Origin of the sequence: Mycolicibacterium austroafricanum (assembly GCF_000612725.1) — a bacterium.
Lineage (GTDB): Bacteria > Actinomycetota > Actinomycetes > Mycobacteriales > Mycobacteriaceae > Mycobacterium > Mycobacterium austroafricanum.
Window position 1 is genome coordinate 143,951 of sequence record NZ_HG964454.1, and the last position, 23,825, is coordinate 167,775.

Sequence of the window (23,825 nt, forward strand, 5' to 3'; positions counted from 1 at the left end):
GGGGTGGTCCTGTACGCCTTCGTCGGCGGCTCACCGTCGCACGAGGTCCCCGACAACGCCGTTGCCGAGGCCGTGCTGCCCGCCCCGCCGGCTGCCGTCCCCGCCGCGCCGGTTCCCGCTCCGGTGCCCGCCGCCGCGCAGGCTGCCCCGCTCCCGGAGCCCGTCCCCGAAGCGCTGCCCGAGATCGCCACGACGCCCGAGGACACCTGGGTTCCCGACGTGGTTGACGCTGAGATCGCGGCGACTCCCGCAGCCGAACCCGTCGCCGAGGTGATCGAGGCGCCTGAGGTTGCCGTCGTTCACGGCCTCGACCCGGCTGCCCCGCAGGCAGTCTCGGCGGTCACCGGAGTGCCGCACCTGTCCGGTGCGGGGCCGGTGGCCGGGCCCGTCGCGCAGGCGGTGCCCGCTCCCGCGGCACCGGTGGCACCCGCCCCGCCGGCGCCCGCGGGCCCGCTGGGCGCTCTGTTCCGCGCTCTGCCCTGAACCCCGTAGTACTACTCATGCCCGGCCGGGCTGAGCCCGGCATGCTTGCCCCATGACACACGCAACGCGTGACCGCGCCGTCGACGTCGCCCGCCTCGCCGCGTTGGTGGTGGTCATGTTCGGGCACTGCGCGCTGCTGCTGGCCACCATCGACGGTTCCGGGGTGCGCATCGGCAACCTCATCGGACAGGTGCCTGCGGTCGCGCCGGTCACCTGGATCGTCCAGGTGATGCCGCTGTTCTTCCTGGCGGGCGGGGCGGCCGGGGCGTACGGACATCGTGCCGGAACACCCTGGGGCGCTTGGCTGTTCACTCGCGCGCAGCGGCTGTACCGGCCGGTGTTCTGGTACCTGGCCGCCTGGTCGGTGGGCCTGCTCGCCGCATGGGCGGCGCTCGGCGCCGACTCTGCGGCCGGGCTGGGGGGCGAGAGCGTCGCGCTGCTGTGGTTCCTCGGGGTCTACGTCGTCACGCTCGCGTTCGTACCCGCCCTGGTGCGGATGCGGACGGGCCGGGCAGCGGCGGTCGTCATCGCGTTCCTCGTCGCTGCCGCCGCAGCCATGGATGCGGTCCGGCTGAACACCGGCACCCCGGCCGTCGCCGTGGGCAACTTCCTGTTCGTCTGGCTGATCCCGGTGGCCCTCGGGGTGGCCTACGCACGCCGCCTCATCGGCCGTCACGTTGCGCTCGCCGTCGCGGTGGCCGCCTTCGCGGTGCAGACGGTGCTCGTCGCGGCCGGACCCTACGGGGTTTCGCTCGTCGTCACCGGGACCGAGCAGATATCCAACGTCTCGCCGCCGACGCTGCTGCTGGCGATGCACTGCCTCTGGATGTCCTGCCTGTTCGTCGCTGCGGCCGGCGCCATCGGCCGCTGGGCGCAGCGTCCGCGAGTGTGGACGGTGGTGGCCGCGGGCAATGCGGGAGCGATGACGCTGTACCTGTGGCACATCGTGGCGATCGCGATCGCCGCCTTCGGCCTGCACGCACTCGGCCTTGACGCCTACGACGTCACCGCATCCGGGTTCTGGGGTCTGCTCGCCCTGCGGGCCCTTGTGTTCTCCGTCGTGATGTTCGCGCTGTTCCGGCTGCTGGCACCGCTGGAGCGCCACCCGTTGCCGTGGTGGGACGCACCGGCGACCGCGGGCGGTGCCCGTGCCACCGCCGCCGGCGCCCTGCTGTGCGCCTCGGCCGTGGTGCTGGTCGTGATGGCCAAGTTCGGGCTCGGCGACGGGACGGGATGGTCGGCGCTGGCAGTCTTCCTCGGCCTGGCCGCGGCCGCCCGGACCTGCGCCGCGGCACCGGCGGCCGTCAGCGGCCCGCAGGCACCGACAGAAGTCGGCTCGCGGCGGCCTTGACCGGGTCGGGCAGCACCCGCATCGCCTTCGACATCACCGACGACGCCACCACCTGCCGGTCGCCGCGCATCAGCGCGTCGAACCCTTGCCGGGCCACCTGGTCGTGCTGCGAAAGAGGTGTTCCACTCCGTCGGGGGTCCGCAGGTCCACTTGGATCGGTTGCACGGAGACACCGGACGCGGCCAGGTCGCCGACCACGGCATGGATCCCGTCGTCCTCGGAGGCGACCACGAGGTCGTACCCGTTTTCGCCATGTGGATTGCGGTGCAAAATGCGAACAGATATGACTTGCTGCTGACAGGTTCGCCGGAAGACTTGATCCCATCCAGAGAAGGGGCAAGTATTGGAACCGATGACCGAAGAACCCGATTACTCGGCAGTGCTGAGGTCGGCGGCCTTACGTGTCACGCGGCCGCGGATGGCGGTGCTGCACGCCGTCGGACGACATCCTCACGCCGACACCGAACTCATCATCAATGCCACCCGCGAGCTTGTGCCGGACGTGTCCCGGCAGACGGTGTACGACGCGCTGAACGCGCTTGCCGCAACGGGATTGGTGCGACGCATCCAGCCGGCCGGATCGGTGGCCCGGTACGAGACCCGGGTCGGCGACAACCACCATCACGTCGTGTGCCGAAACTGCGGGGTGATCGCTGACGTGGACTGCGCGGTCGGTGAGGCCCCGTGTCTGACCGCATCGGACGACCTCGGCTTCGAGGTCGACGAGGCCGAAGTCATCTACTGGGGTATCTGCCCCGCCTGTTCGACAGCCCCATCACCGCAATGATGTCCGGATTACGAAAGGGAACACCGTGACCGATACCTCCGACGCCCGCCCACCGCACTCCGACGACAAGACCCGCAGCCACAGCGAATCCGAGAACCCGGCGATCGACTCGCCGGAGCCCAAAGTGCATGCGCCGCTGACGAACAAGGACTGGTGGCCCGAGCAGGTCGACGTCTCGGTGTTGCACAGGCAGAACGAGAAGGGCAACCCGCTCGGCGAGGACTTCGACTATGCGACCGAGTTCGCCAAGCTCGACGTCGAGGCGTTCAAGCGTGACGTCATCGACCTGATCAACACCTCCCAGGACTGGTGGCCCGCCGATTACGGCAGCTACGCCGGCCTGTTCATCCGGATGAGCTGGCATGCCGCGGGCACCTACCGCATCTTCGACGGCCGCGGCGGTGCCGGTCAGGGTTCCCAGCGGTTTGCGCCGCTCAACAGCTGGCCGGACAACGCCAATCTGGACAAGGCTCGCCGGCTGCTGTGGCCGATCAAGCGCAAGTACGGCAACAAGATTTCGTGGGCCGACCTGATCGCGTACGCCGGCAACGCCGCGCTGGAGTCGGCCGGCTTCCAGACCTTCGGCTTCGCGTTCGGCCGTGAGGACATCTGGGAGCCCGAGGAGATGCTGTGGGGCCAGGAGGACACCTGGCTGGGCACCGACAAGCGCTACGGCGGCACCAACGACAGCGACACGCGGGAGCTGGCAGAACCCTTCGGCGCCACCACGATGGGCCTGATCTACGTCAATCCCGAAGGCCCCGAAGGCAAGCCGGACCCGTTGGCGGCCGCCCACGACATCCGCGAGACGTTCGGCCGGATGGCGATGAACGACGAGGAGACCGCGGCGTTGATCGTCGGCGGCCACACGCTGGGCAAGACCCACGGCGCGGCCGATGTGAACGTCGGTCCCGAACCGGAGGGCGCGCCGATCGAGCAGCAGGGCCTGGGCTGGAAGTGTCCGTTCGGTACCGGCAATGCCGGTGACACCGTCACCAGCGGTCTGGAGGTCGTGTGGACCACCACGCCGACCAAGTGGAGCAACGCCTATCTGGAACTGCTGTACGGCTACGAGTGGGAGCTCACCAAGAGCCCGGGCGGCGCATGGCAGTTCGAGGCCAAGGACGCCGAAGCGATCATCCCGGATCCGTTCGGCGGGCCGCCGCGCAAGCCCACCATGCTGGTCACCGACGTCTCGATGCGGGTGGATCCCATCTACGGCCCGATCACCCGGCGCTGGCTCGATCATCCCGAGGAGATGAACGAGGCGTTCGCCAAGGCCTGGTACAAGCTCATGCACCGCGACATGGGGCCGGTCAGCCGCTACCTCGGGCCGTGGGTGGCCGAGCCCCAGCTGTGGCAGGACCCGGTGCCGGCGGTCGATCACGAACTGATCGACGAATCGGACATCGCGGCACTGAAAGCCGCTGTGCTGCAATCGGGTCTGTCGGTCCCTCAGCTCGTGAAGACGGCCTGGGCCTCGGCGTCGAGCTTCCGCGGGACCGACAAGCGCGGCGGCGCCAACGGTGCGCGGCTGCGGCTCGAGCCGCAGCGCAGCTGGGAGGCCAACGAGCCGTCCGAGCTCGACAAGGTGCTGCCGGTGCTGGAGAGGATCCAGCAGGACTTCAACGCCTCGGCGACCGGCGGCAAGAAGGTCTCGCTCGCCGATCTGATCGTGCTGGCGGGTTCCGCGGCGGTCGAGAAGGCGGCCAAGGACGGCGGCTACGAGATCTCGGTGCACTTCGCGCCCGGCCGGACCGACGCCTCGCAGGAGCAGACGGACGTTGACTCGTTCGCAGTGCTCGAACCGCGTGCCGACGGCTTCCGCAACTTCGCCAGGCCGGGGGAGAAGACCCCGCTCGAGCAGCTGTTGGTCGACAAGGCGTACTTCCTCGATCTGACCGCTCCGGAGATGACGGCCCTGATCGGCGGCCTGCGCACGCTGAACGCCAACCACGGCGGCAGCAAGCACGGGGTGTTCACCGAGCGGCCCGGCGTGCTGAGCAATGACTTCTTCGTCAACCTGCTCGACATGGGCACCGAGTGGAAGCCGTCGGAGCTGACCGAGAACGTCTATGACGGCAAGGACCGAGCCACCGGCCAGCCGAAATGGACCGCCACGGCGGCCGACCTGGTGTTCGGCTCGAACTCGGTGCTGCGCGCGGTGGTCGAGGTGTACGCCCAGGATGACAACCAGGGCAAGTTCGTCGAGGACTTCGTTGCCGCCTGGGTCAAGGTCATGAACAACGACCGGTTCGATCTGGGCTGAGCCCCGGCGGTCAGAGCCGACTCTCGGGTCCCAGGACCGTCCACACCGTCTTCCCGTTCGCCGTCGGAATCGAGCCCCATGATCGGCTCAACGTCGCCACGATGGCCAAACCGGAGACGGTGTGGGCGCCGGACCCCGAACTCTCGTGCAGGGCAGCGGGTGTCGGGCATTGGTCGCTGACCGCTACCGTCACGCAGCCGTCGAAGGCCTCAAGGACCAGGATGGGTCGGCTTGAGGTGTGCTCTAGGACGTTCTCGATCAGCACGGTGGCCACCGTGGACGCTGCCAGGATCAGGTCGGGGCACGCCCACTCCGTCAGCCATCGAGCGACCAATCCACGGGCCCGGGTGAGGCTGATCCGGTCAGCCGCCAGTTCGTCGCGGGCGCGCCTGCGGAGGCGGTGCGGTTCGCCGATCGAAGCCGCAGCGGAGGCTTCGTCGGGGTGTACCGGAACCCATCGGGAAGCACCGGATCGCTGGATGGCAGCGCGTCGCTCCTCCTGGGCGCACACCAGCACGATGGGAACGTCGGGCCACGTACTGACGTGCCACCTCGCGCTGGTGAACGCCGTCCACGCACTGCTGGCGGGAACGTGTAGATCGCTGACGTCGACGACGACCGCCTTCGGCTCGTCCAGCGCGGCCTTGATCACGCTGTTGCGAACCTCGCGGTACGTCCAGCTGTCCAGCGTCCCGGAGAGGACCAGCATGGCGCATCCGTCCAGCGATCTGCTCGCCGATACGTGAACGTGGGTACGGTCAACCATCGTCGGACGCGCCCGTCTCGGCGACGGCGACGGCAATCCGCTCCCGCAGCACGGCGAGTGCTTTCTCGGTTTCGGCGGCCAGCGCCGCATATCGTTCGTGAACGAGGTCGGAGACCGCCTTGCCGGCGAGTTTGCGGGCCAGCCGGGATTTCTCCTCCAGGCTGCGAACTGCGATCAGCAGCGCACCCTGTACCTCACGATCGCGCGCAGACAGCAGCGCATCGGCGCTCCAGGCGTGGCCGATGTGACACCGGTAGTAGCCGTCGGCGACGGTCAGAAGCGATCCGTTGCAGTCCGGACAGGTGAATCCCGAAGGCGGACCAAGGGTCTGGAGATCCAGCTCGGCGAGCGGCTCCGTCATCGCGATGTGGTTCTCCAACTCCAGATACGCGTCAGTTGACTTCGCATGCCCCGAAGATCCGCGCCGTGCGAGCCCCATGAGAACCGCCCCCATGTCCGCGGCAACGGCGGTGCGGTCCACGACACCTGCGCGCAGCGCATTACTCGGCATGGCGGCGAACAGCGCGTCGTCGGGGGACTGGCACAGCGTGGTGCCACCCCGCGCCCGAATCGCGGCCAGGCCCAGCACCCCGTCGTCGAGTACACCGGAGAGCAGCACTCCGATGGCTCGCGGCCCGAAAGAGACTGCCACAGAACGAAACAGCGCGTTGAGCGCCGGGCGGTGCCCGCTCTCGCTCGGGCCGTTCGACAGCACGATTCGGTGATCGCGGGTGAGCAGGTGCCGGCCGGGGACGGCCACATAGATGCGGCCGGGCTCCAGCGTCGCACCGTTCTCTGCGGCCACGGCAGGCAGCGGGCCGGCCCGATCGATGATCTGCGCGAGCACGCTAGGGCCCTGCTCGGGCAGGTGCAGGGCCATCAACACCGCGAACGGCAGGTCCTCAGGCAGGCCTGCGGCGACTCTCGACAGGGCTTCCACGCCGCCTGCGGAGCCTCCGATCGCCACAACTCCGCGCAGAGGATCGTCAGTCGACGTCACGGTCACCTGACCAGTGTTACCCACGCGCGGAACCGACAATCGCGTTTCATCGTGAAGTCCGGCAAGCGAAAGGGTCGGGACGCCAGGCGAAGAGGGCGGTCTCCGCCAGGGTTGCACCCGGGCCAAGGCGTCGGTACTCGCCCCGGGCATCGATGTCGATGATGTCTGCGCCGAGGAAATCGTGTTCCGCCACGGCGAGTCGTCCGGCCGGGTCGTGGCCGTCGCCAGAGACTTCTCCCCCCAGCAGGGCCTGGGCCAGGTGCTCCGGGTGTTCCCGTCGTCGAACGCGGCCGAACTCGTACTGGTCACCAGGGAACCTGACGACGAACCAGACTACGACGACATCCTCTCTCTCGCCCGCGAAAAGAAGGCCGCCAAGCGCGTGAACCTGGTCGCGGGTGCAGCCGGCGACGATCTCACTGCGCTGTTCCGGTCCGCCGATGTGGTTGTCGCGCCGGCGCGATGCGAACCGTCCTGCGCGACGGTATTGCAGGCGATGGCGTGTGGTGCGCCGATCGTGGCGACCTCCGCCGGAGGGGCCCGCGATGCCGTGATCGGGGAAGTGACCGGACTTCTCGTGCCGCCGGGCAACGCCGACGCGCTCGGTCGTGCGTTGCGGTCGACCCTCGGCCAAATGGTGCTGCGGGAGGGCATGGGACTCGCCGGCCGCTCCAGGGCCCGGTCGCGGTACAGCTGGGACCGCATCGCCACCGATGCCGAAGTGGTGTACGCGTCGGCGACAACCCGAGAATCCGCCTTCGCGTGTTGATCATCCGGGCCTATCTGAGCGCCGGGTGTGCCGACGGGTTCTGAGCCGCGATGCCGGGCCCGTCACCGCTGCCGCGCAGCTGCGTGCCGGTGGCCTGGAAGTGGACCCGACGGGCGATCTCCACGGCATGGTCGGCGAACCGCTCGTAGAACCGGCCGACCAGTACCAGATCGGCTGCCACCGTCGGGCCGTGCCGCCACCGCGGACCCATCAGCCGCGAGAACAACTGCCGGTGCAGCTCGTTCATCTGCTCGTCGCCGTCGCAGACCCGCCAGGCCAGCGCCGGGTCGCCGGTGCGCACCGTCGACTGCGCCAGCCCGGCCAGTTCGATCGCCGTGGCGGCCATGCCGGCGAACAGATCGTGGACGTCGTGCGGGACGACGCGGTCCGGATCGCGGCGGCGCGCCGCGCGGGCCACGTTCGATGCCAGCCCGCCCATCCGGTCGGCGTCGGCGGCGATGTAGAGGGCCGACACGACGACGCGAAGATCGCGGGCGACCGGTGCCTGCAGTGCGAGCAGGCAGTACGCGCGGTCGTGGACTGCGTTGCCCAGCCGGGTCAGTCGCTTCAGGTCGAACGCGACCGTGTCCGCACGCCGGATGTCGGCTTCGAGCAGTGCGGCCGACGCGGCCTGCATGAGAGCCGCGGCGCGACCGCACATCTCGGCCAGGTCGACTGTCAGTCGATCTAGTGCCTGATGGAATTCGATGCGCATGGCTCTCCCCGGATCTGTGCGGTACCGGGGGCCTTACCCCGTGGGCGCCATATCAAACTCGCCGTCCGAGTAAGTTCGAGGGCGTCTGACCACCGAGGCGAATGGATCGCGGTTTGAACGCACGAGCCGACAACGAGGCGAACGAGTCCTTCGAGGCTGTGCTGCGGTACATCCGCGATGCGCGGGGCTTCGATTTCACCGGCTACAAACGCGCCTCGTTGATGCGGCGGGTCCGCCACCGGATGGACCAGGCCGGCTTCAGCACGTTCGAGGAGTACCTCGACACCCTGCAGGCCAGTCCCGACGAGTTCTCGGCGCTGTTCAACACGATCCTCATCAACGTCACGAGCTTCTTCCGCGACCCGCCGGCCTGGGATTACGTCCGGGACGAGGTTGTGCCGACACTGCTGGCCGAGCGCCGCCCGAACGAGGCGATCCGGGTGTGGAGCGCCGGCTGCGCATCCGGAGAGGAGGCATACACGCTGGCGATGATCTTCGCCGAGGCGATGGGCGTCGACGACTTCCGGGCGCGGGTCAAGATCTACGCCACCGATGTCGACGAAGAGGCCCTCAACGAGGCCCGTGCCGCCTCTTATGACGCCAAGGCCGTTGAGCCGGTGCCCGCCGAGCTTCTCAGCCGTTACTTCGAGTCGGTCGGCGGCCGATACGTCTTCCGCAAAGACCTGCGGCGGGCAGTCATCTTCGGTCGCAACGACCTGGTCAAGGACGCGCCGATCTCACGGGTGGATCTGCTGGTGTGCCGCAACACCCTGATGTACCTGAACGCCGATACGCAGCGCACCGTGCTGGGCCGTCTGCACTTCGCGCTCGCGCCCCGAGGGGTGCTCTTCCTCGGGCACGCCGAGATGCTGCTGAGCCACGCCGACCGGTTCACTCCGCTGAATCTGAAGTACCGGATCTTCCACAAGGTGCTCACCGCGGGGGGCGCAGGTGGACGGCATCCCGGCGCCGTGCCGCTCGACCCTCCGGCCGACGCGTCGGGGCTGGCGACGGTCCGGGATCTCGCATTCCGGGCCAGCCCCGTGGCGCAGATCGTCGTCACCGGCGATGACACCGTCGCGATGATCAACAAGCAGGCCGAGACCACGTTCGGGCTCTCGGCCCGCGACATCGGCCGACTGCTGCGTGACCTGGACGTGTCCTACCGGCCGGTCGAACTGCGCGCCTACCTCGAACAGGCCAAGGTCGAGCGCCGGTCCGCGCGCATCCAGGACGTCCAGTGGTCGCGGCCCGGCGCCGACCCGGTGTGGTTCGAGATCCATGTGAACCCGCTGGTGGACACCGAGAACGGACTCCTCGGCATCTCGGTGGTCTTCTTCGACGTGACCTCGACGCGCGTACTGCTGGACAAGGTCGTCCAGACCAACCAGCAACTGGAGACCGCCTACGAAGAACTGCAGTCGACGAATGAGGAACTCGAGACGACCAACGAGGAACTCCAGTCCACCGTGGAGGAGCTCGAGACGACCAACGAGGAACTCCAGTCGACCAACGAAGAGCTCGAGACCATGAACGAGGAGTTGCAGTCGACCAACGACGAACTCCATACGATCAACGACGCGATGCGCGAGCGCAGCATCGAACTCGACGAAGCGACCGGTTTCCTCGATTCGCTCGTCGACTCCATCCGGCTTTGTCTCATTGTCGTCGACCAGCAGATGCGGGTGGTGGTGTGGAATCGTGGCTGCGAGGAACTGTGGGGGCTCCGTTCGGGCGAGGTCATCGGTAAACCGTTGTCCGCCTTGGATATCGGCCTACCCACCGATGAAGTCAAACCACTGATCGGCCGGGTTTTCGTCGACGCCGACCTCAGCGAAGAAACCACGGTGGACGCCGTGAACCGGCGCGGTCGATCGACCCGCGTGCGCGTACTGTGCTCGGCCTTCCGCGCCGGCGACGGTTCGGTCAACGGCGCGGTGCTGCTGAGGGAGCCGCTGGACTGACCAGCGTGGGGCAGCCCTGCGAGGCGCGTAGCGCAGGATCGCCGCGACGATCGAGGACCGGTCGGACCCCAGCTCGGAGAGCACCTCGGCAGTCGGCGCCACAGCGGTCGAGTTCGGCAGCTCGGCTTGTTTCTGCGCGTCAGCGGTGTCGTGTGAATCATCGACATACACCGAAGCGAACGGGCCCCTTCGCGTCGGTCAACGGGCTGAAGCGGCACGGCCGCATGAGATGTCCTCTGTCAATGCGTTGTCAGGCGTCGAGAAGCTCACCGGCGAACCTGAGGTCGGAAACCAGCGAGCGAAAGGACTCCTCACGTGCCTGCGAAGGTCCTCTCAGCACCGACGACGGGTGGACGGTCACCACGACTTTGGCGTCCCGGCCGCCCACTGGTTTGGTCTCCGCAGGCAGGCTCAGCACCTCGCCGCGATGTGCGGTCAGCCGAAACGCATTGCCAAGCAGGGATTTCGCGGCCGTGGCGCCCAACAGGACGACAACAGCAGGCTCTACCGCCTGCATCTCTGCGATCAGCCACGGCCGGCAGGCCACCACCTCGGTGCGGCTCGGTGTCTTGTGGATGCGGCGCGTACCGCGTTCTGCGGGAACGAACTTGAAGTGCTTCACCGCGTTGGTGAGATAGACGGGGGCGCGGGGCAGACCTGCCTCGTTCAGAGCCTTGTCGAGCAACCTGCCGGCCGGGCCGACGAACGGTTCACCGGCGACGTCCTCCCGATCGCCTGGCTGTTCCCCTACCAACATCATGCGGGCGCCGACCGGGCCGCTTCCGAACACGGCCCGGCTGGCGTTCTCGAAGAGGTCGCAGCCGCGGCACGACTGCGCGGCGGCGGCGAGCGTCGAAAGCTCCCGGGTCTGCGGGACGAATTCGGCGGCGCCCACGATCGTCATGACACCATGGGTACCCCGTCACGGTCGGTGCAAAAGGGTGCGACTGACGGCACATCCGGCCGGTCGGCGACGTCAGCTCACCGGCGGCGAGTCCTTTTCGTGGTCGGCGCCGCCGGACGCACCGGCGCCACCGCCGACGACATCACCGCGTCGGCTCGGTCCCACACCCGGTGCAGGCCGAGCGCGGCCAGCAGTTCCGCGCCGAACGACGACGAAGCGTCGTCGTCGGTCACCACGCCGGGATCCTGCAGGTCGATGTCGACCCTCTGCAGCGCGTTGCGCGCATCGCCCCACGCGCCCAGCGGCTTGCAGTGCCGCAGCATCTCGTGCAGCAGAACCACCATCTTGATGTCGAGCCGTTCCAGCGCACCCCCGGCCACCACGACGGCGTCGAACTCGATCGAGCGCGCGGTGTCGAAGGTGCGGTCCACGGTCAGGGTGCGTCGGCCGGACTTCAGGATGCCGCCCGCCGGCGCGACGATCGCCGGGATGACGCCGGCCTTATCCAACGCCTTGACCAGCTTGGCCACGCCGGCGAGGTCGGAATCGTCGTCGGCGATGATCGCCACCTTGCGGCCCTTCACGGGGCCGGGCGTGGTGACGACCTGTGACAACGCCGGTGACAGCGTGACCTCGGCGGGCGGCTTGCCTTTGGGCGCAGGCAGGCCCAGGCCCTGCGCGACCTGCTCACAGAGTTCGGCGTCGACATCGGCCAGAACCTCCAGCTGACGTTCCTTGACGGCCTGCTCGTAGCACTTGCCGAGCTCGAACGTGAACGCCTCGACGATGTGGGCCTGCTCGATCGGTGTCAGCGACCGGTAGAACATCGCCGCCTGGGTGAAGTGATCGTCGAACGATGTCGGCGCGACCCGCGCGACCCGGCCCTCGACCGGCCGGGCGGACTGCACATACCCGCCCTCGTCGGCGTCGGCAACCAGGGGTTCGCCCCCGTCGATGCTGTTGGGCCGGTACGGCGCCTGCCCGGTGTGGATCGCCGTCTGATGCATGCCATCCCGCAGCATGTCGTTGACCGGGCAGCGGGGGCGGTTGATCGGCAGCTGGGTGAAGTTGGGCCCACCGAGCCGGGTCAGCTGAGTGTCGAGATACGAGAACAACCTGGCCTGCATGAGCGGGTCGTTGGTGACCTCGATACCGGGCACCAGGTTGCCGGTGTGAAAGGCCACCTGCTCGGTCTCGGCGAAGTAGTTGGTGGGGTTCCGGTTGAGCGTCAGCTTGCCGATCAGCTGCACCGGCACCAGTTCCTCGGGGACGATCTTGGTCGGGTCGAGCAGGTCGATGCCCGCGTAGGTCTCGGTGCCGTCGTCGGGCATCACCTGCACGCCGAGCTCGTACTCCAGCGGGGCGCCCGCCTCGATGCCGTCGGCCATGTCGCGGCGGTGGAAATCCGGATCGAAGCCGGCGGCCAGCTGCGCCTCCTCCCACACCAGCGAGTGCACGCCCGCGACCGGCTTCCAGTGGAACTTCACCAGGCTGGTTTCACCTTTGGCGTTGACGAGCCGGAAGGTGTGCACCCCGAAGCCCTCCATGGTGCGGTAGGACCGGGGAATGCCGCGGTCGCTCATGTTCCACAACACGTGGTGGGTGGCCTCGGTGTGCAGGGACACGAAGTCCCAGAACGTGTCGTGCGCGGACTGTGCCTGCGGGATCTCCCGGTCGGGATGCGGCTTGCCCGCGTGGATCACGTCGGGGAACTTGATTCCGTCCTGGATGAAGAAGACCGGGATGTTGTTGCCGACGAGGTCGAAGGTGCCTTCCTCGGTGTAGAACTTCACCGCGAAGCCCCGGGTGTCGCGCACGGTGTCGGCCGACCCGCGGGAACCCAGCACCGTGGAGAAGCGGCAGAAGACGTCGGTCCGCTTTCCCTTGGACGCCAGGAACGCCGCTTTGGTGATCGAGGCGGCGTTGCCGTAGGCCTCGAAGACACCGTGGGCCGCAGCGCCTCTGGCGTGCACCACCCGCTCGGGGATGCGTTCGTGGTCGAAGTGGGTGATCTTCTCCCGCAGGTGGAAATCCTCCATCAGCGTGGGCCCGCGGCTGCCCGCCTTCAGCGAGTGGTCGGTGTCGGGGATCCGGACGCCCTGCGCGGTGGTGAGGAACCGGCCCGACTGGGCCCGCGGATCAGGTTGCTCGTCAGTGCTTTTCGACGCACCGGTGGGGCTGACCCTGGTTGGTGCGGACTGGTCTCGTTTACGCGGAGCGGGCATGTGGTGCCTCCGGAGGATGGTGGTACGGGGAGCCCTTGCGCTGTACCCCGCCAGGAACAGGCCAAACGCGCGTCCGCTTCCCGATGGCTCCGGGCCGCCGAAGTGTCCTCGATATCCCACCACCGCGGGGCGGTCGATGAGAAAGTCGGAGACCTCGGTATCCATCCGAGGGCGGCTACCCTGTGGGCGGCCACTCGAGAATCGAGTAGGGTTCCGCGCGTGATCAAGTCTGTAAACGTCCGTCTCGCTGAGGAACTGGAGGTGGCAGAGACGCAGGTGGCTGCGGCTGTGCGCCTGCTCGACGAAGGTGCCACGGTGCCTTTCATCGCCCGCTACCGCAAGGAGGCCACCGGCAGCCTTGACGACGGCCAACTTCGGGTTCTGGAGGAACGGCTGGCGTACCTTCGCGAGCTCGACGAGCGCCGCAGTGCGGTGCTTGCCTCGATCAAGGAACAGGGCAAGCTCACCGACGATCTGACCGCCGCGCTGATGGCCGCCGACACCAAGGCCCGCGTCGAGGACATCTACCTGCCCTTCAAACCCAAGCGGCGGACCAAGGCGCAGATCGCCAGGGAAGCCGGGCTGGAGCCGCTGGCAGACCGATTGCTGGCCGATCCGACACTGGTGCCCGAGCAGACGGCAGCGGAGTTCGTCGGCGAGGAGGTGGCCGACGTCACGGCGGCACTCGAGGGCGCACGGCACATCATCGTCGAACGCGCCGCCGAGGACGCCGAGCTCGTCGGCGGGTTGCGGGAACGGTTCTGGGAGTCAGGAACGCTGCGCACCCGGCCGGCCTCCGAGGCCGCCGCGAGCGCGGAGAAGTCGCAGAAGTTCCGCGACTACTTCGACTACGCGGAACCGCTGACGGAGATGCCGTCGCACCGGGTGCTCGCGGTGTTGCGCGGCGAGAAGGAACAGGCGCTGGCGCTGACCCTGGACGGGGGTGAGGAGGACTCCTACCTGGCGATGATCGCCTCCGCGCTGGGGATCGACCTGACCGCGGCCGCACCGGCCACCCGATGGCTGGCGTCCACCGTCGGCTTCGCGTGGCGCACCCGGCTCTCGGTGTCGGCGTCGGTGGATGCGCGGGTGCGGCTGCGCCTGCGCGCCGAGCAGGACGCCGTGACCGTGTTCGCCAAGAACCTCAAGGACCTGCTGCTGGCGGCACCGGCGGGCAACCGGACCACGATGGGCCTGGATCCCGGCTTCCGGACCGGCGTCAAGGTTGCCGTCGTCGACGGCACCGGCAAGGTGCTCGACACCTGCGCGATCTACCCGCACCAGCCGCAGAAGCAGTGGGATGCGGCCAAGGCGACGCTGGCTGCGCTCGTCGCGCGGCACGGCGTCGAGCTGATCGCGATCGGCAACGGCACCGCGTCGCGTGAAACAGACGCGCTGGCAACCGAACTCATCGCGGACATCCGCACGGCCGGGGCGAACGCGCCGGCCAAGGCGATCGTCAGCGAGGCCGGCGCTTCGGTGTACTCGGCGTCCGCCTACGCCGCCCACGAACTGCCCGACCTCGACGTCACGCTGCGCGGCGCGGTGTCCATCGCCCGCCGCCTGCAGGACCCGCTCGCCGAGCTCGTCAAGATCGAGCCGAAGTCCATCGGTGTGGGGCAGTACCAGCACGACGTCACCCCGGGCACCCTGGCCAGGAGCCTGGGAGCGGTGGTCGAGGATGCGGTGAACGCGGTCGGCGTGGACCTCAACACGGCGTCGGTCCCGCTGCTGGCGCGGGTCTCCGGGATCACCGAGTCGCTGGCCGAGGCGATCGTCGCCCACCGCGACAAGACCGGCCGCTTCCAGAACCGTCGCGCGCTGCTCGACGTTCCGCGGTTGGGCCCCAAGGCTTTCGAACAGTGCGCCGGGTTCCTGCGGATCCGTGACGGCGAAGATCCGCTCGACGCCTCCGGCGTGCATCCCGAGTCCTACCCGGTGGTGCGGCGCATCCTCGACCGCGCCAACGTCACGCTGGCCGAGATCATCGGTAACGAGCGCACGCTGCGCGCGCTGCGTCCCGCAGACTTCGCCGACGACCGGTTCGGTATCCCGACCGTCACCGACATCCTCGGTGAGCTCGAAAAGCCCGGCCGTGACCCGCGCCCGGCCTTCACCACCGCGACGTTCGCCGCGGGCGTGGAAAAGGTGGCCGACCTCAAGGTCGGGATGATCCTCGAGGGTGTGGTGACCAATGTGGCGGCCTTCGGCGCGTTCGTCGACGTGGGGGTGCACCAGGACGGTCTGGTGCACGTCTCGGCGATGGCCGACCGCTACATCTCCGATCCCCACGAGGTGGTGCGGTCCGGGCAGGTGGTGCGGGTGAAGGTGGTCGACGTCGACGTCGACCGGCAGCGCATCGGGTTGAGCCTGCGCCTCAAGGACGACGTGAAGCCCGAGCGCGGCGGCGGCCGGCGAGGTGACCGGCCCGCCAATCCGAAACGAAATCCGCAGCGCGCCAACAACTCCGGTCGCCGGGAAGCCGGCAGCGGTGGCGGGTCGATGGCCCAGGCGCTGCGGGACGCTGGTTTCGGTCGATGAGTCGGGCAGCGCGACGGTGGCCGGCCACGGCGGTGGCCGTGGCCGGTGTCGTCGCGCTGCTGCTCGCCGGCTGCACCCGTCACGTCGACAGCCCGCAGGCCAGGCCGGAGTCGCTGGCCGCACCGATCACCACACTGCAGGTCGTGGACCTGCTCAGCCCGAAGGTGGTCGGTGACGAGGGGAACCTGTTCGCGGTCGCCGAGCCGGAACGCTGTGCCGGCCTGGCGCGGGAGGTCGACCCGCCGTTGCTCGACGCCCACCGCCCGCTCGCCTCCGACGGCGGCCACTGGACCGGCGAGGAAGGCGAGTTCTACATCGAGGAGATGGTCGCGGTCTACCGGGCCGAGTTCGACCCGGCGGCCGCACTGGACATGGCGCGGCGGACCGTCGACGAATGCCTCGGCACCACGCTGAGTGTCACCACGATGCGGGATCGCACCTACGAGTTCGACGTGCAGCCCGCGGCGGCCGAAGGCCCCGACGGCAGCGTGCTCTGGTCGCTGCGCGCGGTCGACTGGAACTGCGACAACCTGTTCGTCGCCGCCCACAACGCCGCGATCGAGATCACCACCTGCGGACCTGTGCCCGGCTACGACGTGGTGTCGCTGGCCGGGGAGGCACTGGAGCGGATCGACGCGCTGGCCAACACCGCCGCGTGATCAGCCCGGCAACTCGGCGGGGGAGGTGTCCTTGAGGGCGACGCCGGAGCGCCCCAGCTGCCGGGCGCCGGCCACCAGGGTGGCCGCGATGCGCGCCGCGCGCCGGTAGTCGAGTCCGTCGGGCGGATGGATGTTGGAGATGCAGTTTCGGTCGGCGTCGGTGCGGCCCGGCCGCGGCAGATGCGTCAGATAGATACCGAGGCTGTCGGCCACGGACAGTCCGGGGCGTTCCCCGATGACCATGAGCAGCGTCGACACCCCGAGCGCCGCGCCGATGTGATCGCCGAGCGCCACCCTGGCCTGCGTGGCGATCACCGGCGGCGCCAGCCGGTAGCGTCCGCCGAACTCGTCGATGAGCGCGGCGAGCAGGCCGGCGCCGTGTTCGGCCAGCGCACGCGGTGAGAGCCCGTCGGCCAGCACGATGCCGACGTCGGCGCCCGAATTCGGCAGCGCGCTCAGATCCGCGGGTGCGCGTCCCAGGTCGGGACGACGCAGGTACTCGCCGCGGTCGGCGGCGCGACTGCACACCTGCGCCGGTGCGCCCAGGCCCAGCGTCTCGACCTCGATGGCCAGCGCCTCGGCGTCCAGCGGCACGTGCACCGCGTCGCGGGCGGCCGCATGTGCGGCCTTGAACTCCAGAACACGTTGGGAGGGAAGGGCATTGCCCGCACGTCCGAGCCCGATCCTGGCCTGCGTGGTGCGGCGCAGAGGCGCCCAGACGTCCTCGACGGGCAGCTCGTCGGCGGCGCTCATTCGCCGGCCGCCAGCGCGAGCAGGGGAGAGCCGGCCGGATCCACCGGCAGCACCCGGCCGTCACCGTCGGCCATGCCCAGCCGCGCCAGCCAGGCCTCGAACTCCGGTGCGGGCCGCAGGTTCAGCGCCTTGCGGACATAGAGCGCGTCGTGGAACGACAGGCTCTGGTAGCCCAGCATCACGTCGTCGGCGCCGGGCACGGTGATCACAAACGCGGCCCCGGCGACGCCGAGCAGGGTAAGCAGCGTGTCCATGTCGTCCTGGTCGGCTTCGGCGTGATTGGTGTAGCAGACGTCGACGCCCATCGGCAGGCCGAGCAGCTTGCCGCAGAAGTGGTCCTCCAGCCCCGCCCTGACAATCTGTTTGCCGTCGTAGAGGTACTCGGGACCGATGAAGCCGACGACGGTGTTCACCAGCAGCGGGTCCAGAGCACGGGCCACCGCGTAGGCCCTGGTCTCCAGCGTCTGCTGATCCACGGGCCGACCGCCGGTGCCTAGGTGCGCACCGGCCGACAGCGCCGAGCCCTGCCCGGTCTCCAGGTACATCACGTTGTCGCCGACGGTGCCGCGGCCGAGCGCCCGGCCGGCCTCGTTGGCCTCCCGCAGCATCGGCAGCGTCACCCCGAAACTCGCGTTCGCGCCCTGGGTTCCGGCGATCGACTGGAACACCAGGTCGACCGGTGCGCCGCGCTCGATCAGCTCCATCGTGGTGGTGACGTGGGTGAGCACGCACGACTGCATGGGGATGTCGAAGCGCTGCCGGATCTCGTCGAGCAGATGCAGCAGATCACTGGTGGCCCTGGGGGAGTCGGTGGCCGGGTTGATGCCGATCACCGCGTCCCCGCAACCCATCAGCAACCCGTCCAGGGTGGCCGCCGCGATGCCCCGGGGATCATCGGTCGGATGGTTGGGCTGCAGGCGCGTCGCCAGGGTTCCGGGCACCCCGATCGACGTCCGGAACCCGGCGCTGACGGTGGTGGCCGCCGCGACCGAGATGAGATCCTGGTTGCGCATGATCTTCGACACCGCCGCGACCATCTCGGGCGTCAGCCCCGAAGCGACCGCCGCGATTCGCTCGGCGCTGCGCGGTCCGGAAGCGGTGTCGAGCAGCCAGTCCCGGAACCCTCCGACCGTCAGATGCGAGATCGAGGAGAACGCGTCCCGGTCGTGGGTGTCGACGATCAACCGGGTCACGTCGTCCGTCTCGTACGGCACCACCATCTCGTCGAGGAACAGCGACAGCGGAAGGTCGGCCAGAATCCATGCGGCAGCGGCTCTTTCGGCATCCGATTGGGCCGCGCAACCCGCGAGCTCGTCACCGGAGCGCGGCGGGGACGCCTTGGCCATCAGGTCGACGAGCCCGTCGAACTGATAGGTGTGGCCGGAGACCTGCTGACGGTAGCTCACTTGAGTTCGCCCTCGGCGGCGGCGAGCGCGGCGAACTCCTCGTCAGGTGAGTTGGCTACCAGATGGTGCCGGCTGTAGATGCCGAAGTACGCCATGAACGCGGCGAACACCACCAGGCAGCACAGCGCGGCGACACTGTCGACGAGGAAGGTCGCGATGACCGCCAGCACCGCGATCACGAGCGCGAAGCCGGTCGTGACCACGCCGCCGGGGGTGCGGTACGGGCGGGGCATATCGGGCTCGCGCCTGCGCAGCACGATGTGGCTGACCATCATCAGCACGTAGCTCAGCGCGGCGCCGAACACGGCCATGTTCAACAGCAGCGCCCCCTGACCGATCAACGACAGCAGGAACCCGATGACGCCGGGCACGATCAGCGCCAGCGTCGGCGCCTTGCGCGAGTTGGTCACCGACAGCACGGTCGGCAGATAGCCGGCCCGCGACAGCGCGAACAGCTGCCGCGAGTAGGCGTAGATGATCGAGAAGAAGCTCGCGATCAGACCGGCGAGGCCGATGTAGTTGACGACCTTGGCCCAGCCGCTGTCGCCCAGCGCCTCCACCAGGGGGTTACCCGACTCGGACATCGCGGCCGCACCGCCCGCGCCGGTGGTGAGCACCAGCACCGTCACGCACGTGACGAGCAGCACCGCCATCCCGGCGATGATGCCCTTGGGCACGTTGCGCTCCGGTTCGGCGGTCTCCTCGGCGGCCAACGGCACGCCCTCGATCGCCAGGAAGAACCAGATCGCGAACGGGATGGCCGCCCAGATACCCAGCAGCCCGAACGGCAGCAGGGCCGACGCGCCTGCGGCGTCGGTGACGGCGATATCGGTCAGGTTGGTGGAGTCGAAATGGGGGATCGCCGCCACGGCGAACACGACGAGGCCGACCAGAGCGATCGCGGTGATGACGAACATGACCTTGAGCGCCTCACCGACACCGGACAGGTGGATGCCGATGAAGATGGCGTAGGCGGCGAGGTAGACCCACCAGCCGTCGGTGATCCCGAAAAGGCCGAGCGATTCGACATAGGCGCCGATGAACGTCGCGATGGCCGCCGGCGCGATCGAGTACTCGATCAAGATGGCGGTGCCGGTGGCGAAACCGCCCCACGGCCCGAGCGCGCGGCGCGCGAACGTGTAGCCGCCCCCGGCTGCGGGCAGCGCCGACGACATCTCGGCCATGCCGAGCACCATCGCCAGATACATCGCGGCGATCACGACGGCCGCGATGGCGAGGCCGCCGAAGCCGCCCTGACCCAGACCGAAGTTCCATCCGGAGTAGTCCCCGGACACCACGTAGCTGATTCCCAGTCCCGCCAGCAGGATCCAGCCCGCGCTGCCCTTCTTGAGCTGACGCTTCTGCAGGTAGGCATCGGACTCCCGATGCGCTTCCACGCCGCGCGTTGTGTGTGTGCTGTGAGCCTCGCCGCTCATGAAATCGAGCTCCCTTCAACGGTGTGACCTGGCACACTACTGACCGCGGGGTTGCAACAACGTTGCATCCGGAGTTCGAAATGCGTTGATACGCAAAGGTATTGGAGCATTTTTCAGCGCACTTCGGACCGGCGCGACGACGATGTCGCATCGCGCACGCCGCGCGGAACCCGCGTATCGGCGTTAGGCTCCTGCCGGTCTGCCGAGGACAGGTGCCGATCTAAAGGTCTGCCGATAGACCTTTAGGGGAAGCCTATGGGGCGCGATGGGCTCTGTCCAGCCGGCTGGTTTGTAACAGCACTGCGGTGGTGCCCGATAGAGGGCACACACCGGTGAGACGACGGAAGGGATCCACGTGGGCGTGGTGCTGGGGCTGTCACTGACCACTCGGGCCGTCGTCTGGGTGTTGGTCGATGACACCGACGGCAGCATGATCGACCACGACGTGCTCCAGTCCCGGGCCGACACCGAGATCGCCGGTGCCGCCGCCCGCGGTGCCCAGGTGATCGCGGCTGCCGGCGGCCACCACATCGAGCGAGTCCGGCTGACCTGGACCGACGACGTCGCGGAAGACGCGATGGAGTTGCGGACCCGGCTGGACCGCACGGGCTTCGCCGAGGTGGCGACCGTCCCGCTGGACTGCGCGGGGTCCGTCGAGGTCGATCCCGACGCCACGCCCGGCCTCGCATTGGCCTACGGCGCCGCGCTCGCCGACATCACGCCCGCCGACCCGGTCGCCGTCCCGGCTCGGCGGCGGGTTCGCGCCCGGCGCGGCGTCACGCGGATCGCGGTCGCGGTCCTCGGCGCCGCCGCTGCAGCTGCCGTCGGCGGCCTACTGTTGACCTCGGGTTCGGTGTCCCCGGTTCAGGAGACCGCCGTCGTGGGCGATCAGCCTGCCCCCTCGGGCCCCGGCTGGGTCGCCGTGCGCGCGCCCTCCGACGGTGCCGCCCATCCGGTCCGTAAAGTCGTCGAGCCGACGGAGGGCGACGACACCGAGGCATGGGCGCCACAGCCCGCGGTGGTGGCCCCCGTCGCAGTACCCCTCGCTGTGCCTGCCGAGGAGCCGGTTCCCGAACCGCTGCCGGCCGCGCAGGCGCACCTGTCCGGGGAATGGCCCGGGCCGGCGACCGTCGTCACGGCGGTGCCGGCGCTTCCCGAGATGACAGATCCGGCGAATCTGTTCACTGCGCTGCCCTGACCCGCTAACGTCGACGCCGTGACGGCGGTGGTGGAACGTGCCCGCGGGATGCGGGACCTGGTGCGCGCGCAGGCCGCCGAATCCGAACAGATCCGCACGATGACACCGGCCATCGTCGAGGCGATGTGGTCGACCGGACTGATGTCGGCGTTCAACCCCGCACCCGCAGGAGGAGTCGAACCCTCGTTCGCCGAGATGATCGAGACGTGGATCGAAATGGCTTGGCAGGATGGATCTTTCGGCTGGGTGGGGATCGCCAACCTGCCGTCGTCGTTCGCCGCCGCCACCTATCTTCCCGACGGCGGCTTCGCCGAGGTCTTCACCGCCAACCACAACCGCGTCACGATGGGCGGCCAGTTCTTCCCCAACGGGCAGGGACACGCCGTCGACGGCGGGTACCGGCTCACCGGGTCGTGGAGCTTCGGTTCGGGCACCGGGCATGCCGAGTACGTGGCGGCCGGGTTCCTGCCGATGGTCGACGGCGAGATCCGCTGGGCCGGCGACGGCGTGCCCGACATGCAGGTGGCCGTGGTTCCGCGCGCCGAGGTCTCCTTCAAGGACGGCTGGCATGTCCAGGGGTTGAAGGGAACCGGGTCCTACGACTACTCGATCGACGATGTGTTCGTCCCGCATGACCGCACCTTCGCGCTGTTCACCCGCGAACCGCGGCGGGGGAGCTCACCGGCCACGCGGATGGGCATGATGCCGGTGACCGCCGCAGGCCACGCGGCGTGGGCACTCGGGGTGGCCAAGAGCATGCTCGACGACGTCTCGGAGCTGGCGGCGACGAAGTTCCGGATGAGCGACATGGCGGCGCTGGCCAGCCGTCCGACCTTCCAGAAGGGTTTGGCGCACCACGTCGCCGCCTGGCGGGCGGCGCGGCTGCTGGTGCTCGACGCATTCGGCACCGCAGAGGCGGCCGTGGCCGGCGGCGACGACCTGACCCCGACGCTGCGCGCCGACATGAGGGTGGCCGCGGTGTTCGCCACCGACACCGCGCGGGCCTGCGCCGAGTGGGCCCATCTGGTTGCGGGTACGAGCTCCATCCGCGAGGGCAGCCGGCTGGAGCGGGCGTTCCGCGACGCCTACACCGGCACCCAGCACGCGTTCATCAGCGAGAAGGTCGCCATCGACGCCGCGCAGGTGTGGCTGGGCGTCGTCGAGGACCAGTTCGGCCTCTAGCGACTAGTCGACGATTTCGCGCACATAGCGCCGGCTGGCCAGCAGATAGCACCCGATGGCGACCAGGTGCATCAGCGGCACCACACACAGCAGCGCACGCCCCAGCGACATGGTCCCGAGATCGGCCTTCAGTGTGTCGCTGATCAGACCCGTCACCAACGGCCCCACCGAGCCGAGGATCGCGCTGAAGAACAGGAAGATCGCCGACGCCGTCGCCCGCTGCTCGGCGGGCACCAACCGCTGGATCGCTGCGATCGACGGCGCCATGTAGGCGGTTCCGACGACATAGCTCAACGCGATGAAGCACACCGCCAGCGTGCTGCTGTCCACCAGGAACCCGAGAGTGGAGAACGGGATCAGCGTGGCGGTCATCGCGGCCACCAACCACAGCAGCCAGCGGGGATCTGCCGCCGACAGGCGGTCGGCGACCTTGCCGACGACGATCAGACCGAGGATGCCGGTGACGCCGCTGGCGATGCCGTACTGCAGACCGACCTCGCCGAGCGACATGCCGCGAGCACGCATCAGGAAGGCGGGGGCGAACGTCGTCAACGCGTAGCCCGCCACCGAGATCGACGCCGCGCCCGCGACGATCGCCAGATAGCTGGGCTTGCGCAGGATGTCCCACCAGTTCGCCGAAACCTGCTCGGCTGCAATGGATTCGATCACCGGGCGCTGTCTGCGCCCGACGACGGCCAGCACGACGGGGACGAACACCACGCTGAGGGCACCCATCACCAGGAACGCGGTGCGCCAGCCGAGCGCCTGGGCGAGCAGCCCGCCGCCGATCAGGCTGGCCGCGCTGGCCAGCGGGATGGCCAGCGTGATGACCGCGAGCGGCGCGGCGCGGCGCTCGGGGGCGAAGTTGCGCGCCACGTAGGCGTGCGCGGCCGGTGTGGACCCGGCCTCGCCGATCGCGACACCGACCCGGGTCAACGCCAACTGGAAGCCGGACTGCACCGCCCCGCCGAGCATCGTCATCACACCCCACAGCGACAGGCACCCGGAGATCACCAGGCCGTAGGCGCCGCGGTCGGAGATGCGGGCGATCGGGATGCCGACGAGCGCGTAGACCACGAGGAAGCCGAACCCGTTGATGACACCGAGCGCGGTGTCGGTCAGTGCAAGCTCCTCACGGATCGGTTCGGCGAGGACGGCGGGCAAAAACCGGTCCGCGTAGTTCAGCGTGCCGACGACCGCGAGGACCGACACCGCCGCCCACGCCCGACGCGGTCCGTGTGTCTCGGTGGTCGTCGCCGGGGCCGTCGGTGCCGACATCGGATCTCCTCGCTCTGCGTTACAGACGGCTCTCAGAATGTCATGGGCACGGTCAATCGGAGTGTTGAAACGGGGACGCGGTTGAGCGCCGCGCCCGCTGGTTATATATGCTAAATATCTGTCCGTACCGATGCGGGAG

The 23,825-nt window shown here is 69.0% G+C and carries 19 protein-coding genes and 1 pseudogene; 10 read left to right on the top strand and 10 right to left on the bottom strand.

Going from position 1 to position 23,825, the window contains the following annotated elements; genetic code table 11:
• Nucleotides 1-483, top strand: a pseudogene (locus BN976_RS17810) (hypothetical protein); the annotation flags it as partial.
• Nucleotides 484-535: 52 nt separating this feature from the next.
• A complete protein-coding gene (locus tag BN976_RS17815) occupies nucleotides 536-1,834 on the top strand; it encodes an acyltransferase family protein (protein ID WP_036372614.1) in 1,299 nt (432 codons plus the stop codon).
• On the opposite strand, the gene BN976_RS33860 is transcribed toward BN976_RS17815, so the two are convergent.
• Nucleotides 1,788-1,931, bottom strand: coding sequence for a hypothetical protein (locus BN976_RS33860; RefSeq protein WP_158498032.1), 144 nt, complete (start codon nucleotides 1,929-1,931; stop codon nucleotides 1,788-1,790). The genes BN976_RS17815 and BN976_RS33860 overlap by 47 nt on opposite strands.
• A gap of 255 nt (nucleotides 1,932-2,186) precedes the next feature.
• Here BN976_RS33860 and BN976_RS17820 point away from each other — a divergent pair, with 255 nt between their 5' ends.
• Entirely contained in the window at nucleotides 2,187-2,621 is a 435-nt protein-coding gene (locus BN976_RS17820; RefSeq protein WP_036372616.1) for a Fur family transcriptional regulator, read from the top strand.
• A 25-nt stretch (nucleotides 2,622-2,646) separates the two neighbouring features.
• On the top strand, nucleotides 2,647-4,890 hold the full coding sequence (gene katG / locus BN976_RS17825) for a catalase/peroxidase HPI (RefSeq protein ID WP_036372617.1): 2,244 nt from the start codon (nucleotides 2,647-2,649) through the stop codon (nucleotides 4,888-4,890).
• Nucleotides 4,891-4,900: 10 nt separating this feature from the next.
• On the opposite strand, the gene BN976_RS17830 is transcribed toward katG, so the two are convergent.
• Nucleotides 4,901-5,656: an STAS domain-containing protein gene (locus tag BN976_RS17830; RefSeq protein ID WP_036372620.1), complete on the bottom strand. Its 756-nt coding sequence runs from the start codon at nucleotides 5,654-5,656 to the stop codon at nucleotides 4,901-4,903.
• On the bottom strand, nucleotides 5,649-6,662 hold the full coding sequence (locus BN976_RS17835) for a chemotaxis protein CheB (RefSeq protein WP_036372622.1): 1,014 nt from the start codon (nucleotides 6,660-6,662) through the stop codon (nucleotides 5,649-5,651). Before BN976_RS17835 ends, BN976_RS17830 begins: the two co-directional genes overlap by 8 nt.
• 175 nt (nucleotides 6,663-6,837) lie before the next feature.
• Here BN976_RS17835 and BN976_RS17840 point away from each other — a divergent pair, with 175 nt between their 5' ends.
• On the top strand, nucleotides 6,838-7,425 hold the full coding sequence (locus BN976_RS17840; RefSeq protein ID WP_235622076.1) for a glycosyltransferase: 588 nt from the start codon (nucleotides 6,838-6,840) through the stop codon (nucleotides 7,423-7,425).
• A gap of 10 nt (nucleotides 7,426-7,435) precedes the next feature.
• On the opposite strand, the gene BN976_RS17845 is transcribed toward BN976_RS17840, so the two are convergent.
• Entirely contained in the window at nucleotides 7,436-8,140 is a 705-nt protein-coding gene (locus tag BN976_RS17845; RefSeq protein WP_036372624.1) for a phosphate signaling complex PhoU family protein, read from the bottom strand.
• Between the two features lie 113 nt (nucleotides 8,141-8,253).
• Between BN976_RS17845 and BN976_RS17850 the strand changes: the two genes are divergently transcribed.
• Nucleotides 8,254-10,104 (top strand): CheR family methyltransferase, encoded by a 1,851-nt coding sequence (locus BN976_RS17850; RefSeq protein WP_199558971.1) that lies wholly within the window; start codon nucleotides 8,254-8,256, stop codon nucleotides 10,102-10,104.
• A 250-nt stretch (nucleotides 10,105-10,354) separates the two neighbouring features.
• Here the strand turns inward: BN976_RS17850 and BN976_RS17855 are convergent, their stop codons facing one another.
• Both BN976_RS17855 and BN976_RS17860 read right to left on the bottom strand, forming a co-directional pair.
• On the bottom strand, nucleotides 10,355-11,008 hold the full coding sequence (locus BN976_RS17855) for a UdgX family uracil-DNA binding protein (protein WP_036372630.1): 654 nt from the start codon (nucleotides 11,006-11,008) through the stop codon (nucleotides 10,355-10,357).
• Nucleotides 11,009-11,085: 77 nt separating this feature from the next.
• A complete protein-coding gene (locus tag BN976_RS17860) occupies nucleotides 11,086-13,233 on the bottom strand; it encodes a catalase (protein WP_011780408.1) in 2,148 nt (715 codons plus the stop codon).
• Nucleotides 13,234-13,452: 219 nt separating this feature from the next.
• On the opposite strand from BN976_RS17860, the gene BN976_RS17865 reads away from it, so the two are divergent.
• The gene (locus tag BN976_RS17865; RefSeq protein WP_199558972.1) at nucleotides 13,453-15,774 is read left to right on the top strand and encodes a Tex family protein; all 2,322 of its coding nucleotides are present in this window, start codon (nucleotides 13,453-13,455) and stop codon (nucleotides 15,772-15,774) included.
• Nucleotides 15,771-16,433, top strand: a complete 663-nt coding sequence (locus tag BN976_RS17870) for a sensor domain-containing protein (protein WP_051558485.1) — start codon at nucleotides 15,771-15,773, stop codon at nucleotides 16,431-16,433. The genes BN976_RS17865 and BN976_RS17870 overlap by 4 nt, the downstream gene beginning before the upstream one ends.
• Here BN976_RS17870 and eutC read toward each other — a convergent pair whose 3' ends face one another.
• Genes eutC through eat form a run of 3 tightly spaced genes read right to left on the bottom strand, consistent with a single transcriptional unit; the run spans nucleotide 16,434 to nucleotide 20,028 of the window.
• On the bottom strand, nucleotides 16,434-17,186 hold the full coding sequence (gene eutC / locus BN976_RS17875; protein WP_011780405.1) for an ethanolamine ammonia-lyase subunit EutC: 753 nt from the start codon (nucleotides 17,184-17,186) through the stop codon (nucleotides 16,434-16,436).
• Nucleotides 17,183-18,592: an ethanolamine ammonia-lyase subunit EutB gene (locus BN976_RS17880; RefSeq protein ID WP_036372634.1), complete on the bottom strand. Its 1,410-nt coding sequence runs from the start codon at nucleotides 18,590-18,592 to the stop codon at nucleotides 17,183-17,185. Before BN976_RS17880 ends, eutC begins: the two co-directional genes overlap by 4 nt.
• Complete coding sequence (gene eat / locus BN976_RS17885; RefSeq protein WP_011780403.1) at nucleotides 18,589-20,028, bottom strand: ethanolamine permease; 1,440 nt, start codon at nucleotides 20,026-20,028, stop codon at nucleotides 18,589-18,591. The genes BN976_RS17880 and eat overlap by 4 nt, the downstream gene beginning before the upstream one ends.
• 355 nt (nucleotides 20,029-20,383) lie before the next feature.
• On the opposite strand from eat, the gene BN976_RS17890 reads away from it, so the two are divergent.
• Entirely contained in the window at nucleotides 20,384-21,226 is an 843-nt protein-coding gene (locus tag BN976_RS17890; protein ID WP_036372636.1) for a DUF7159 family protein, read from the top strand.
• Between the two features lie 48 nt (nucleotides 21,227-21,274).
• The gene (locus BN976_RS17895; protein ID WP_051558514.1) at nucleotides 21,275-22,408 is read left to right on the top strand and encodes an acyl-CoA dehydrogenase family protein; all 1,134 of its coding nucleotides are present in this window, start codon (nucleotides 21,275-21,277) and stop codon (nucleotides 22,406-22,408) included.
• Between the two features lie 3 nt (nucleotides 22,409-22,411).
• Here BN976_RS17895 and BN976_RS17900 read toward each other — a convergent pair whose 3' ends face one another.
• Entirely contained in the window at nucleotides 22,412-23,686 is a 1,275-nt protein-coding gene (locus BN976_RS17900) for a spinster family MFS transporter (protein WP_036372642.1), read from the bottom strand.
• Between the last annotated feature and the right edge of the window lie 139 nt (nucleotides 23,687-23,825).